Origin of the sequence: Brevundimonas sp. UBA2503 (genome assembly GCF_002341485.1) — a bacterium.
GTDB lineage: Bacteria > Pseudomonadota > Alphaproteobacteria > Caulobacterales > Caulobacteraceae > Brevundimonas > Brevundimonas halotolerans.
Genome location: NZ_DDOD01000005.1, coordinates 1 through 12,989, shown reverse-complemented (window position 1 = coordinate 12,989; position 12,989 = coordinate 1). Strand labels below are relative to the sequence as shown.

14 protein-coding genes and 1 tRNA gene are annotated in these 12,989 nt (G+C 65.3%); 1 reads left to right on the top strand and 14 read right to left on the bottom strand.

Features of this window, described 5'->3' with window-relative positions; all coding sequences use genetic code 11:
* Window positions 1-14: 14 nt before the first annotated feature.
* The 3 genes from egtB to B4K74_RS00845 all read right to left on the bottom strand — a co-directional run bounded on the left by egtB (window position 15) and on the right by B4K74_RS00845 (window position 3,958).
* The gene (gene egtB, locus B4K74_RS00855; RefSeq protein ID WP_286691346.1) at window positions 15-2,174 is read right to left on the bottom strand and encodes an ergothioneine biosynthesis protein EgtB; all 2,160 of its coding nucleotides are present in this window, start codon (window positions 2,172-2,174) and stop codon (window positions 15-17) included.
* Between the two features lie 102 nt (window positions 2,175-2,276).
* A complete protein-coding gene (locus B4K74_RS00850; protein ID WP_286691345.1) occupies window positions 2,277-3,488 on the bottom strand; it encodes an acyl-CoA dehydrogenase family protein in 1,212 nt (403 codons plus the stop codon).
* A 164-nt stretch (window positions 3,489-3,652) separates the two neighbouring features.
* Window positions 3,653-3,958, bottom strand: a complete 306-nt coding sequence (locus tag B4K74_RS00845) for an SCP2 sterol-binding domain-containing protein (protein WP_286691344.1) — start codon at window positions 3,956-3,958, stop codon at window positions 3,653-3,655.
* 160 nt (window positions 3,959-4,118) lie between these two features.
* On the opposite strand from B4K74_RS00845, the gene B4K74_RS00840 reads away from it, so the two are divergent.
* Entirely contained in the window at window positions 4,119-6,065 is a 1,947-nt protein-coding gene (locus B4K74_RS00840; protein WP_286691343.1) for a M61 family metallopeptidase, read from the top strand.
* A gap of 49 nt (window positions 6,066-6,114) precedes the next feature.
* Here the strand turns inward: B4K74_RS00840 and B4K74_RS00835 are convergent, their stop codons facing one another.
* The 11 genes from B4K74_RS00835 to B4K74_RS00785 form a co-directional block, all read right to left on the bottom strand.
* Window positions 6,115-6,795: a type 1 glutamine amidotransferase domain-containing protein gene (locus tag B4K74_RS00835; RefSeq protein ID WP_286691342.1), complete on the bottom strand. Its 681-nt coding sequence runs from the start codon at window positions 6,793-6,795 to the stop codon at window positions 6,115-6,117.
* A gap of 125 nt (window positions 6,796-6,920) precedes the next feature.
* Window positions 6,921-7,307 carry a 50S ribosomal protein L7/L12 gene (gene rplL / locus B4K74_RS00830; RefSeq protein ID WP_123286807.1) on the bottom strand — a complete coding sequence of 129 codons (387 nt, stop codon included), beginning with the start codon at window positions 7,305-7,307 and terminating at the stop codon, window positions 6,921-6,923.
* A gap of 66 nt (window positions 7,308-7,373) precedes the next feature.
* A complete protein-coding gene (gene rplJ / locus B4K74_RS00825) occupies window positions 7,374-7,889 on the bottom strand; it encodes a 50S ribosomal protein L10 (protein ID WP_286691341.1) in 516 nt (171 codons plus the stop codon).
* Between the two features lie 316 nt (window positions 7,890-8,205).
* Complete coding sequence (locus B4K74_RS00820; protein ID WP_286691340.1) at window positions 8,206-8,703, bottom strand: DUF2059 domain-containing protein; 498 nt, start codon at window positions 8,701-8,703, stop codon at window positions 8,206-8,208.
* A 135-nt stretch (window positions 8,704-8,838) separates the two neighbouring features.
* Window positions 8,839-9,528 (bottom strand): 50S ribosomal protein L1, encoded by a 690-nt coding sequence (rplA, locus tag B4K74_RS00815; protein ID WP_286691339.1) that lies wholly within the window; start codon window positions 9,526-9,528, stop codon window positions 8,839-8,841.
* 3 nt (window positions 9,529-9,531) lie between these two features.
* Window positions 9,532-9,963, bottom strand: coding sequence for a 50S ribosomal protein L11 (gene rplK / locus B4K74_RS00810; RefSeq protein WP_286691338.1), 432 nt, complete (start codon window positions 9,961-9,963; stop codon window positions 9,532-9,534).
* A 160-nt stretch (window positions 9,964-10,123) separates the two neighbouring features.
* Window positions 10,124-10,702 (bottom strand): transcription termination/antitermination protein NusG, encoded by a 579-nt coding sequence (gene nusG / locus B4K74_RS00805; protein WP_123286818.1) that lies wholly within the window; start codon window positions 10,700-10,702, stop codon window positions 10,124-10,126.
* 10 nt (window positions 10,703-10,712) lie between these two features.
* Complete coding sequence (secE, locus tag B4K74_RS00800; RefSeq protein ID WP_123286820.1) at window positions 10,713-11,003, bottom strand: preprotein translocase subunit SecE; 291 nt, start codon at window positions 11,001-11,003, stop codon at window positions 10,713-10,715.
* A 70-nt stretch (window positions 11,004-11,073) separates the two neighbouring features.
* Window positions 11,074-11,149: transfer RNA gene (locus B4K74_RS00795), tRNA-Trp, on the bottom strand.
* Between the two features lie 144 nt (window positions 11,150-11,293).
* Window positions 11,294-12,619, bottom strand: coding sequence for a hemolysin family protein (locus B4K74_RS00790; RefSeq protein WP_183211125.1), 1,326 nt, complete (start codon window positions 12,617-12,619; stop codon window positions 11,294-11,296).
* A 107-nt stretch (window positions 12,620-12,726) separates the two neighbouring features.
* Entirely contained in the window at window positions 12,727-12,858 is a 132-nt protein-coding gene (locus tag B4K74_RS00785) for a hypothetical protein (RefSeq protein WP_260155582.1), read from the bottom strand.
* Between the last annotated feature and the right edge of the window lie 131 nt (window positions 12,859-12,989).

Here is a 12,989-nt window from a genome sequence, read left to right as displayed (position 1 = left end):
CGTAATGTCTGCCCTCAGCCCTGAAGCAGGGCGAGGGCCACGGCGGGCGAGTTCGACTCGCGCCAGTCGACCAGCCGCCAGCCGGCCTTTTCCACCAGTTCGACGATCGTCTCGCGCGTGAATTTCCGCGAGCTTTCCGTGTGCAGGGTCTCCCCCTCGACAAAGCGGAAGCGGGTGTCGTCCAGCGTCACAACCTGATCCCGCGTCGAAACCAGATGCATCTCCATCCGCGAGCGGTCCGCGTTCCAGACCGCGCGGTGCTCGAAGCTATCGAGATCGAAGTCGGCGTCCAGCTCGCGATTGACGCGCGCCAGCAGGTTCAGATTGAAGGCGGCGGTGACGCCCTGGGCATCGTCATAGGCGGCGACCAGCAGATCCGCCGGCTTGACCAGATCGACCCCGAGAATGAAGTGCGACCCTGCGCCCAGTCGCTCATGCGCCGAGGTCAGGAAGCGGACGGCCAGATCCGGCGTCAGATTGCCGATGGTCGAGCCGGGGAAGAAGCCCGTGCGCGGTCCCTTGCCCAGTTCGGGCAGGGGCGGCAGGTCGAGAAAGTCGCCGGCGACGGGGCTGACCTCCAGATCGGGATAGGCCTCGCGGATGCGGTCAGTGGCGGCATCCAGCGCGTCTGTGCTGATGTCGATCGGCATATAGATGGCCAGATCCGGGGCCTGATCCAGGACGATGCGGGTCTTTTCGCTGGCGCCCGAGCCGAACTCGACCAGCACGGCGTTCTCGCCCATGAACCGGGCGATGTCGGGGGCCATGTCGCGCAGCAGGGCGGTTTCCTGACGCGTGGGGTAGTATTCCGGCAGGCGGGTGATGTCCTCGAACAGGCGCGAGCCCTCGGCGTCGTAGAGCCATTTGGGTGACAGAGATTTCTGTGGCTTTGACAGACCCTCGACCAGATCGGCCCTGAACTGTGCGGTCTCGTCGTCAACAGGCATCCGGGCTCCGGGCTGGGGGTCAGCATCGCGCGCCAGACGCAGGCCCGCGAAGGCCCAGCGCTGATGCGGATAATAGAAGTTGCGGTAGGTCAGGCGGCGATGATCGGGCGGAGTGGCGAAGCACGAGCCGCGCAGCACCCCCTGATTGGCCATGAACTTGCCGTTGTACTCGGCCGCGACGCCGGGCGTGGTCCGGAAGCCCGGATAGGGGGCATAGGCGCTGGCCGTATGCTGCCAGACCTGGCCGTCGAGGCCTGCGAAGGCGTCGGGGCAGGTGCGGGCCGCGTGCTCCCATTCGGCCTCGGTCGGCAGGCGGGCGCCGGACCAGCGGGCGAAGGCGTCGGCCTCGTACAGGCTGATGTGGCAGACGGGGGCTTCGGGATCGACGGGCTGGCGGCCCGTCAGGGTCATGACGGTCCAGCCCGTGTCGTCGGACTGCCAGTAAAGCGGGGCCTGCCAGCCTTCGGTCCGGGCCGTGGCCCAGCCGTCGGAAAGCCACAGTTCGGGACGGCGATAGCCCCCATCGGCCATGAACTCCAGCCACTGACCATTGGTCACCAGATCACGGGCCAGCTGGAAGGGCTGCAGGTGGACCGGGTGAGCCGGGCCCTCATTATCGAAGGCGAAGCCGGCGCCGTCATGGCCCAGGGTGACCAAGCCACCGTCGAAGGCCTCCCGGCCACCGCGCGGCGTCTGGTCGCTGCGCCAGCCGGGCTCGCGGTCATAGGCCGCGGGATCCAGTGGCGAGCCTGTCATCAGGTTCAGCAGATCCATCAGGAACAGCTCCTGATGCTGCTGTTCGTGGTTGAGGCCGAGCACGAACAGGTAGCGCCCCTCCCCGTCCGTCAGACCGGCACGCAGGCGCTCGACCATGCGGCGGTCGATCTCGCGGCGATAGGCCATCACGTCGTCCAGCGACGGCCGGGTGATCAGGCTGCGCTGGTCGCGGGCGATCCGCTCGCCGACGCCGTCATAGTAGGAGTTGAACAGGGTGAACCAGACCGGATCGAACGGGCGATAGTCCGGGTCGCGGCAGAGGATCAGCGCCTCATAAAACCAGGTGGTGTGGGCCAGATGCCATTTGCCGGGACTGCAGTCCGGCATGGACTGGGCCTGCAGGTCCTCGGCCGACAGCCCCTCGGCCAGGGCCGGCATGACGCGGCGCGAGGCCTGATAGCGCGCCACATCCCGGGCACTCTGATCCTGAACGGTAGCGGGCGCGTTCATGGGTGTCTCCGGTGTCTGGCGCGGGAGGATCGAGCCCACGAGCCCGACGCGAGTCGACCTAACGTATCAGCCGCCGGGGCGTTGCCGCAAAAACGGCGGGGTTCAGCGAACCGGACGCCCGCCGTGTTTGGCGTATTCCAGACGCGCGATGGAGCGGTTGTGAACCTCGTCCGGACCGTCGGCGATGCGCAGGGTGCGGACCATGGCGTACATTTCGGCCAGCGGCGTATCGGCCGAGACGCCGGCACCGCCATGGGCCTGAATGGCGTCGTCGATGATCTGCAGGGCCATGCGCGGCGCGGCGACCTTGATCTGGGCGATCTCGGACTTGGCGTTCTTGGCACCGGCCTGATCGATCATCCAGGCCGCTTTCAGGACCGACAGACGGCACATCTCAATATTCGTGCGGGCCTCGCCGACGCGCTGCTCCCAGACCGAATGCTCGGCCAGCGACTTGCGGAAGGCGGTGCGCGACAGCAGCCGCTGAACCATCAGTTCCAGCGCCCGTTCGGCCATGCCGATGACGCGCATGCAGTGGTGGATACGACCGGGCCCGAGGCGCCCCTGGGCGATCTCGAAGCCCCGGCCCTCGCCGGCGATCAGATTCTCGACCGGCACGCGGACGTTTTCGAGCACGACTTCCGCGTGGCCGATCGGCTTTTCGTCATAGCCGAACACCGACAGCATCCGCTCGACGCGGAAGCCCGGGGTGTCGACGGGAACGATGATCTGCGACTGCTGGGCGTGGGTGGCGGCGCCGGTGTCGGTCTTGCCCATGACGATGGTCATGGCGACGTTCGGATGGCCCATATTGGTCGACCACCATTTGCGGCCGTTGATCACATAGTGGTCGCCGTCCCGCTCGATCCGGGTCTGGATGTTGGTGGCGTCGGATGAGGCGACCTCGGGCTCGGTCATCAGGAAGGCCGAGCGGATCTCGCCGGCCATCAGGGGCTTCAGCCATTTCGCCTGCTGGGCCTCGTTCCCATACATATGGAGGACTTCCATATTGCCGGTGTCGGGGGCGTTGCAGTTGAACACCTCGGCCGTCCACAGATGCCGGCCCATCATCTCGGCCAGCGGGGCGTATTCGAGGTTGGTCAGGCCGGCGCCGTGATCGCCCGGCAGGAACATGTTCCACAGGCCCGCCTCGCGCGCCCGGGCCTTCATCTCGTCCATGGCCGGGGGCTGGCGGGTCGAATCCTCGCGCACCTGGGCCCAGTACTCGGCCTCGCGCGGCAGCACCTTGTCATCCAGAAAGCGGCGGACGCGCTCCTGCCAGTGCAGGGCTTTTTCGCTGTGCTGGAATTCCATGGAGAGGTCTCCTTCTCCCTCCCCCTCGTGGGGAGGGTGGTCGCGAAGCGACCGGGTGGGGAAGGGTGAAGCCGGGCGCCGGCGGTGCGGGACTGGCGTTCCCCACCCTGTCGTCGCTTGGCGCCGACATCCCTCCCCATGAAGGGGAGGGAGAACGCAACAGCCTAGCGCTTCAGCAGCGGGGCCAGCTTCTGGGCGATCATCATGTCGCCGGTGATCTTCAGCTTGCCCTGCATGAAGGCCATCATCGGGTCCAGCTTGCCTTCCGACAGGGCCATGAAGTCGTCCCAGGCCATGGAGACGGTGGCGTCGGCGGGCTTGTCTTCGTTGGTGACGGTGTTCGGCACGGAGGCACCGTCGATGTAGATGACGCCCTGATCGCCGAGGTCCAGCTTGACGGTCTTGCCGAGGCCGGAGTTGTCGCCCACGGCGGCGCGGATGTGTTCGGTCACGGATGCCAGATCGGCCATGTCATATCTCCCTGAGAGGTGTTGGCAGATGGCGTAGCCCGCCAGCCGCCCCCTGCCAAGATCACGTCGGGTAAACATGGGGTGAGCCGTCATCAGGGTTGACCCGGGGGGCGGACTGGTCCGAACTGGCGCCGCTCCCTTCATGACCCGCGAGTATTCCATGCGCCTTCGTCTGACCGTTTCCGCCCTGGCCATCGCCCTCAGCCTCGGTATGGCAGCACCCGCCCTGGCCCAGGTGGGCACGCCCGCCTTGCCCCGGGCCCTGCCGGAAATCCCGGCGCCGGTCGATCAGGCCTATCCGGGTGTGATCCGTTATGAGGTCGACGCCACCGACATCGATCGCAAGATCGTCAGCGTGCGCCAGACCATTCCCGTCAGCGCCGGGCCCCTGACCCTGCTGTATCCGAAATTCATTCCCGGCAATCATGCGCCGACGGGCCCGATCCAGCTGATCGCAGGACTGACCATTCACGGCGACGGCGACCGGATCGAGTGGCTGCGCGACACCATCGATCCCTATGCCTTCCACATCGAGGTGCCCGGGGGCGTCGACGAGATCGTGGTCGAGTTCCAGTGGCTGACCCAGCCGGACGCCAGCAACTGGCGCGTGGTGATGGCCTCGTCCATGCTGAACCTGCAGTGGGAGAAGGCGGTGCTTTATCCTGCGGGATATCGTCACAGCCGCATCACCTTTGCCCCCTCGATCCGCCTGCCGGACGGCTGGCAGTATGGCGTGGCCATGGACACGGTGTCGTTCGAGGACGGGGTGGCGACCTTTGCCCCCGTCAGCCTCGAGACGCTGGCCGACAGCCCCATGTTCGCCGGCGCGCATTACAAATCCTATGACCTCGACCCCGGCGGGCGGTCGCCCGTGACCCTGCATATCGTCGCCGACCAGCCCGAGCAGATCGCGCCGACGCGCGAACAGCTGGCGAAGTACGAGGCGCTGGTCGATGAGGCCGATCTGCTGTTCGGGTCGCGCCATTTCGACAAGTATGAGTTCCTGCTGGGCCTGACCCGCGAGATGGGCGGCATCGGCCTTGAGCATCACCGGTCCAGCGAGAACACCGCCCCGCCCAACTTCTTCGGCGACGGCTGGGAGCCCAGCCACGGCACGCGGACCCTGCTGCCGCACGAGTTTGTCCACTCCTGGAACGGCAAGTTCCGCCGGCCCGGCGACCAGCTGACGCCCAACTTCAATGTGCCGGTCCAGAACACCCTGCTGTGGGTCTATGAGGGCCAGACGGAATACTGGGGCGAGGTGCTGACCGCGCGATCGGGGCTGGGCACCAAGGAGGAGGCGCTGGCCTCCTTCGCCGGGATCGCGGCCTTCTATGAGTATCAGTCCGGACGCGAATGGCGGTCGCTGCAGGACACGACCAACAACAACCTGCTGGGATACCGGGCCTCCAGCCCCTGGCCGTCGTGGATGCGCGGCACGGGCGACTATTACCGCGAATCCGCCCTGATCTGGCTGGATGCCGACACCCTGATCCGCGAGAAGACGGGCGATACCAAGTCGCTGAACGACTTTGCCAAACTGTTCTTTGGCATCGACGACGGCTCCTGGACCGCGACGCCCTATACGTTCGACGATATCGTCACGGCGCTGAATGCGGTTGTGCCGCACGACTGGGCCGGCTTCCTGCGCGACCGTCTGGACGCCGTCGGCCCCGACGCCGAGGCGCCGCTGGATGGCATCGAACGCAGCGGCTATCGCCTCGTCTACACCGACAGCCCGACCGAGGTGGAGACGCGCATCAACGGCAGCGGACCGGGTGACTACCTCTATTCGCTAGGCTTCTATCTAGCGGGCGGCAACCGCATTGTTGCCGTGCAGTGGGACAGCCCGATCTTCAACGCAGGGATCGGCGCGGGCTGGACGCTGGTGTCGGTAAATGGCGAGCGGGCCTCGCCGCAGGTGCTGTCGAACGCCATCACGGCCGCCACGATCTCAACCGCGCCGATCGTGCTGGAAGTGCGCAATGCGCGAGGCAGCCGGACGCTGGAAATCGATTACCACGACGGCCTGCGCTATCCGCGTCTGGAGCGGATCCCCGGCACGCCGGACCGTCTGGGCGACATCCTGTCGCCGATGCGGGACTGAGGATGCTGTACCCCCGGAGCTGATGTCAGCCCCGGGGGCATAGCAGCGCCTAGCGTTTCAGAACTTCAAGCAGCCTTTCGGCCGTGATCGCCGATGAGGCCGGGTTCTGGCCGGTTACCAGCGTGCCATCGACGACCGCGAAGGCCGCCCCGTCATCACCGCGACGATAATCGGCGCCGGCTTGCTTCAGCATGTCCTCCACCAAGAAGGGCACGACGTCCGTCAGGCCGACGCTGTCTTCCTCGCTGTTGGTGAAGCCGGCAACCTTGCGGCCCTTGACCAGCAAGTCGCCGTCCTTGCCCCTGACCGATTTCAGAACACCGGGGGCATGGCAGACGAAGGCCGTCGGCTTGTCGGCCCGGGCGAAGGCCTCGATCAGGGCGATGGAGTCGGCGTCCTCGGCCAGATCCCACAGCGGGCCGTGGCCGCCCGGATAGAAGACGGCGTCATAGTCAGCCGCCTTGACGTCGGACAGTTTGAGGGTGCTGGCCAGTTGGGCCCTGGCCTCGGCGTCGTCCTTGAACCGGCGGGTGTCGTCGGACTGGGCATCCGGACTGTCGCTCTTGGGATCGATCGGCGGCTGGCCGCCTGCGGGCGAGGCCAGGGTGATGTCGGCTCCGGCATCGTTGAGCAAATAATAGGGGCCCACGAACTCTTCGAGCCAGAAGCCGGTCTTGTTGCCGGTGTCGCCGAGCTGGTCGTGCGAGGTCAGAACCATCAGAATCTTCATGGGGGTCTCCTTTGTCGGAGGAGAGCCCCCGGGCGCCGGGAAGGTTCCGGGTTACCCGCACAAAAACGGCCCCGGCGGAGATCCACCGGGGCCGTTCGATTGTCACAGTGCCGAATGGCGCCTGATTACTTGATCTGGACCTTGGCGCCGGCTTCCGTCAGCTTCTTGGCGATTTCGTCGGCGTTCTGCTTGGAAACGTTCTCGACGACGTTCTGCGGAGCGCCTTCGACCAGGTCCTTGGCTTCCTTCAGACCGAGGTCCGAACGCACGCCACGGACTTCCTTGATGACGTTGATCTTCTTGTCGCCGCCGTCGATCAGGACAACGGTGAACTCGGTTTGCTCTTCAGCGGCTTCGGCCGGAGCACCGGCGCCACCACCGGCGGGCATGGCCATGGCGACCGGAGCGGCGGCGGACACGCCCCACTTTTCTTCCAGCAGCTTGGACAGCTCGGCGGCTTCCAGGACGGTCAGGGCGGACAGGTCTTCAACGATTTTGGCGAGATCGGCCATTTGAGTTTTCCTTCGGAGGATTGGGGTTCAGTAGAGAGGTTGCAGAGATGAAAGAGGTCGGTCCGCTTACGCGGCGTCCTTGGCGGCATAGGCGCTGAAAACGCGGGCCAGTTGAGACGCCGGAGCTTGAACGACGCCGGCGACCTTGGTCGCGGGAGCGTTGAGCAGGCCCAGCAGCGAGGCGCGGATCTGATCCAGCGACGGCAGTTTGGAGAGAGTCTCCACGCCCTTCGCGTCCAGAACCTTGTCACCCATGAAGCCGCCCAGAACGACGAACCTGTCGTTGCCCTTGGCGAATTCGGCGGTGACCTTGGCGGCCGTTACCGCATCATCGGCATAGGCGATGCCCACGGGACCCTTGAACAGGCCGTGGTAGTCGCTGCCTTCGTCGGCTTCGAGCGCCTTGAGCGCCAGGCGATTCTTGATCACCTTGAACGCGCCACCTTCTTTGCGAAGGCGGCCACGCAGGTCTTCCATGTCCGCAACGGTCAGACCCAGGTTGTGGGTCACGACCACGGCGCCGGCGTCGGCGAACACGCCCTTCAGCGTCTCGATCGACTCGGCCTTTTGTGCGCGGTCCATTGCGGTCTCCAGTCTTGAGGTTCATCGCCGGGCTTATTCCCGACGACGAGATGGCCCATACGCGTTCGCGTCGCCGCGAGGCGTGTGTGCCGGTCGTAATGTCCGAAGGAAGCTCGGAGGCCATGCCTACCGCGCGAGCGCGGGCCAGAGGGCGTCGTCTGCATCCCCATCTCCCCACGGTGCCAGAGGGCTCTCTGACGTTTATGGCATGGGTGGCCCCCACGCCCCGAAGTTCTCGGACAGGCAGATCGGACCCGAAGACCCGACCAAGGCGCGCCATATACACAGGCGCGCGGGGGAACTCAAGCGCTTGCCGTTACTTGGCGGAGGGCACGACCGCCATGAGGGGTTCGCAGTCGAACTCGGCGCAGTATTTGGCCTCGAAAGTCTCGAAGAACTGGATCATCGCGCCCCCCAGAAGTTCGTCGATCCTCGCCCCGAGTTCGAACTCCTTGATCGCCACCGACTGCCCCAGCGGGGTGCTGTAGAAGGCCACCAGAGCCTCCAGTTCCTCAAGGGTGAACGTCTCGGCGTAGACGGGCGCCATGTCCCTGGCCATGCGGTCGATGACTTCCAGGATCATCGGCGGCATATTGGCCCTCATCCACTGCCGCTCACGGTCGCTCATATCAGGAGACTCGGCCAGGTCTTCCTCAACGAGCTGACCGACCAGCGCGGCGATATTTTCGCCGAGTGACAGTTCCACATACTGCTCGGCCAGCTGCAGGCGTCGCGCGGCGTCGCCGTCCTGCGCCATGGCAGGGGCCGCCATGAGCAGGCCGAGGCAAAGGGCCAGTGCCGCCAGAATACGCATGAAACTCTCCCGAAAAATCGCAGGCATGGTCGCGGTCCCGGTCACAACCGGCAAGTGCAGACGCGACACGGCGCGCAAGAAAAAGGGCGGTGGTTGCCCACCGCCCTCATTCTTGTCGTCAGCGATCCGTGAGGATCAGGCGCCCAGCGAAGCCGGGTCGACCTTGACGCCCGGTCCCATGGTCGAGGACAGGCTGATCTGCTTGACGTAGGTGCCCTTGGCGCCCGACGGGCGGGCGCGGACCAGGGCGTCGACCATCGCCTTGACGTTGGCTTCCAGGGCGTCCTGGGCGAACGAGGCCTTGCCGATGCCGGCGTGGACGATGCCCGCCTTCTCGACGCGGAACTCGACCGCACCGCCCTTGGCGTCCTTGACGGCCTGGGCGACGTTAGGCGTCACGGTGCCGACCTTGGGGTTCGGCATCAGGCCGCGCGGGCCCAGCACCTTACCCAGACGACCGACCAGGGCCATCATGTCGGGCGAGGCGATGACGCGGTCGAACTCCATGAAGCCGCCGTTGATCTTCTCGTACAGATCCTCGGCACCCACGTGCTCGGCGCCGGCAGCCCGGGCTTCATCGGCCTTGGCGTCCTTGGCGAAGACGGCGACGCGAACGTCGCGGCCGGTGCCGGACGGCAGGTTCACGACACCCCGGACCTGCTGGTCGGCGTGGCGCGGGTCGACGCCCAGGTTGACGGCGATCTCGATCGACTCGTCGAACTTGGCCTTGGCGTTGTCCTTGACGGCCTTGATGGCTTCGGCAAACGGCAGAACCGTTTCACGGTCGCCGGTCCAGGCCTTGATACGCTTGGTTTGCTTGGTCATGGCTTAGGCCTCCACCACGTTCAGGCCCATGGCGCGGGCCGAGCCTTCGATGATCTTGGCCGCGGCCTCGATGTCGTTGGCGTTCAGGTCCTTCATCTTCTTCTCGGCGATCTCGCGCAGCTGGGTGCGGGTGATCTTGCCGACGGTCTCGCGACCGGTGGCCTTGGCGCCCGATTTCAGCTTGGTCGCCTCCTTCAGATACCAGGTCGCCGGGGGCGTCTTGGTGATGAAGGTGAAGCTCTTGTCCTGATAGACGGTGATCACAGTCGGCAGGGGCGTGCCCTTGCCTTCCTTCTCGGTGCGCGCGTTGAACTCCTTGCAGAAGCCCATGATGTTAACGCCGCGCTGGCCGAGCGCCGGCCCGATCGGGGGCGAAGGCGTGGCGGAGCCCGCGGGCACCTGCAGCTTGATGTAGCCGAGAATCTTCTTGGCCATTGGTCTCTCCTATGAAGCGGGGAAATCAATCCCTGCGGATGAGCCGTGGTGCGGCATGGCGGCCTCCCACGGGTTTATGCGAGCAAGCCCGCACCGCCCTGATCAGAGCGAGGCGCGCGTATAGCGGACGCGGCGCCGATTGGCAAATGGGTGGCGGGGTCTAGCCCGAGACCTTTTCCACCTGGTTGTATTCCAGATCGACCGGGGTCGGGCGGCCGAAGATGGACACGGCCACGCGCAGGCGGGCGTTGTCCTCGTCGACGCTTTCGACCTGACCGTCGAAGCTGGCAAACGGACCATCGACGACCTTGACGGTCTCGCCGATGTCGAAGTGGATGCGGGGCTTGGGCCGCTCGACGCCCTCTTCCGAGGTGCCGATGATATTCTGGATCTCACGCTCCGAGACCGGCAGCGGCTTGGTGCCGCCCTGGGCGCCGAGGAAGCCGGTGACCTTGGGTGTGTTCTTGACCAGGTGGTAGGCCTCGTCCGTCAGCTCCATCTTGACCAGCACATAGCCGGGCATGAATTTGCGTTCGGCGTTGATCTTGCGACCGCGGCGGATCTCGACGACCTCTTCAGCCGGGACCAGGATTTCCGAGAAATAGTCGCTCAGTCCCTGCTGGCGTGCCTGATCTTCCAGGTGCTGCTTCACCTTCTTTTCGAAGTTGGAGTAGGCGTGGACGATATACCACTTGTGGCGGGGATTGGCGGGCGCGGCGGCGGGGGCGGCATCAGTCATGTCGAAATCCTCAGGTGCCGATGGCGAGAATGCGCTGCGAGATCGCGCTCAGGCCGAAATCGACCACGAAGAAGAAGGCGGCGGCCAGAAGCACCATGATGAACACCATCACCGAGGTGATCCAGGTCTCCTTGCGGCTCGGCCAGACGATCTTGCGACCCTCGGCCTGAACCTGGGAGAAGAACTGGACCGGCGAGGTCCGCTTTTTCGGCGCCGGGGTATCGACGGAAACGGTCTGGGCGGCGACCGGGCCCTTGCCCCCCGCCGTCCGACGTCCGCCCGGTGTTTTCGCCTTGGCCATATGCTGTCTCTTCAAACTTTCTGACTGTTACCCTCACATGGGCATTCCCAGGCGATGGCAACAGGGGAAATGGCAGGAGTGGAGGGACTCGAACCCACGACCCTCGGTTTTGGAGACCGATGCTCTACCAGCTGAGCTACACTCCTGTGGCCCGGACAATGAACAACGCGCCGTGGGCGGACCCATCGGCGCGCGGTCTTGACCAGAAGGGGCGTATGCCCCAGCGCGCGGCGCATTTCAAGCAGGCATTGATGCGGCGACAAGCATTATGACAGCCCGTCGACCAAGGGTCAGTCGCGCTCCGGACCGGCCGTCGATGGATCGGGCGCAATCACCGCCCGGAACAGCAGCTTGTCGATGCGACGGTCGTCCATATCGATGACCTCGACCTCGAACCGGCCGACCTGGAGAACCTCGCCCTCGTCCGGCACGCGCGACAGCTGGTGCAGGATCAGGCCGGCGACGGTGTGGAAGCCATCGACCTCGCCGAAATCCTCCCCGAGCGTATCGGCCAATTCCTCGATATCGGCCTGACCGTCGACCAGCCAGCTGCCGTCTTCGCGGCGGCGGATATAGGCCTCTTCCTCGTCATGGCCCTCGTCGAAGTCGCCGGCGATCATTTCCAGCAGATCGGTGACGGTGACCACCCCTTCGAAGGCACCGTATTCGTCGACGAGGAAGGCCATGTGGACCTTGGACGCCTTCATGATGCCCAGCGCCTTCAGCACCGAGGTCGACTGGGGAATGAAGGCCGGGGTCTGGACCAGTTTCTCGACATTGAACTCGCCATTGTCGAGCAGGCTGTCCAGCAGGTCCTTCTTGTGCACAACGCCCAGGGGATTATCGACGTCGGCGTCGCGGGCTACGACGATCCGCGAATAGGGACAGGTGCGGATTTCGTCACGCAGGGCGCCCTCCTCCTCGTCCAGCGCGATCCAGAAGACCTCGTGGCGCGGCGTCATGGCCACCCGGATGGGCCGGTCACCGAGGCGCAGGATCTCCTCGATCATCTCCTGCTCTTCGGGCTCGATCAGGCCGGAGGCCGTGCCCTCGGCGATCATCGACTCGACCTCCTCCTGGGTCACGTCCGAGCCGTCCCGATCCTTGACGCCCATGATCTTGAGAATCCCGGAGGTCGAGGCCGTCAGCAGCAGCACGAAGGGGTGCAGAATGATGGCCACGGTCGAGATCGGCGCCGCCATCTTGGCCGCGATGCTCTCGGGGAAGATCAGCGCGAGGCGCTTGGGCACCAGCTCACCGACGATCAGCGAGACATAGGTGATGCAGATCACCACCAGCAGGGTCGAGAAGACTTCGGTATAGGCGTTCAGCGCCGGAAAGGCGGCCTCGAGAATCCGGTTCAGATCACCGGCGATCGCCGCCTGGCCATAGGCACCCGCCAGAATGCCGATCAGGGTGATCCCGACCTGGACCGCCGACAGGAAATGGGTGGGGTCTTCCGACAGCTTGAGCGCCGAGCGGGCACCGCGATCGCCGCGTTCGGCGCGACTCTGAAGCTTGGACCGGCGGGATGTCACGACCGCCAATTCGGTCATGGCGAAAAGGCCGTTCAGCACGATGAGAAGCAGAACGACGACGATGGCGATGAGTAACATTTAGGGGGGCGGGAACCGTAACGCGGCGCAATCAGCGACTGCCGCCAGACAGATGATAAGGGGGTTTTTCCCCGTCCGCCACGAATTCCTTCGCAATCAGCGCCGGATTAGCGGTCGCGACCCGCTTCGACCGATCCATAGGGTCCGGCTACGCTGCCATCATGCGGCCCGTAAGCGGCACAGGCCGACATCCCCAGCAGGGTGCCGATGAAGAGTCCGATGTGAAGTGAGCGGCGCATGGTTTCCCAATCCTTAACGCCGCCAGAGTGACAGGGTTCAGGTCAGGCACAAGACCACGCACCGGCAAGCGGGCATCTTTACCGTGTTCGTCGCGCGCCGGGCGAAGACCAAACAAAAACCCCCGCCGGAT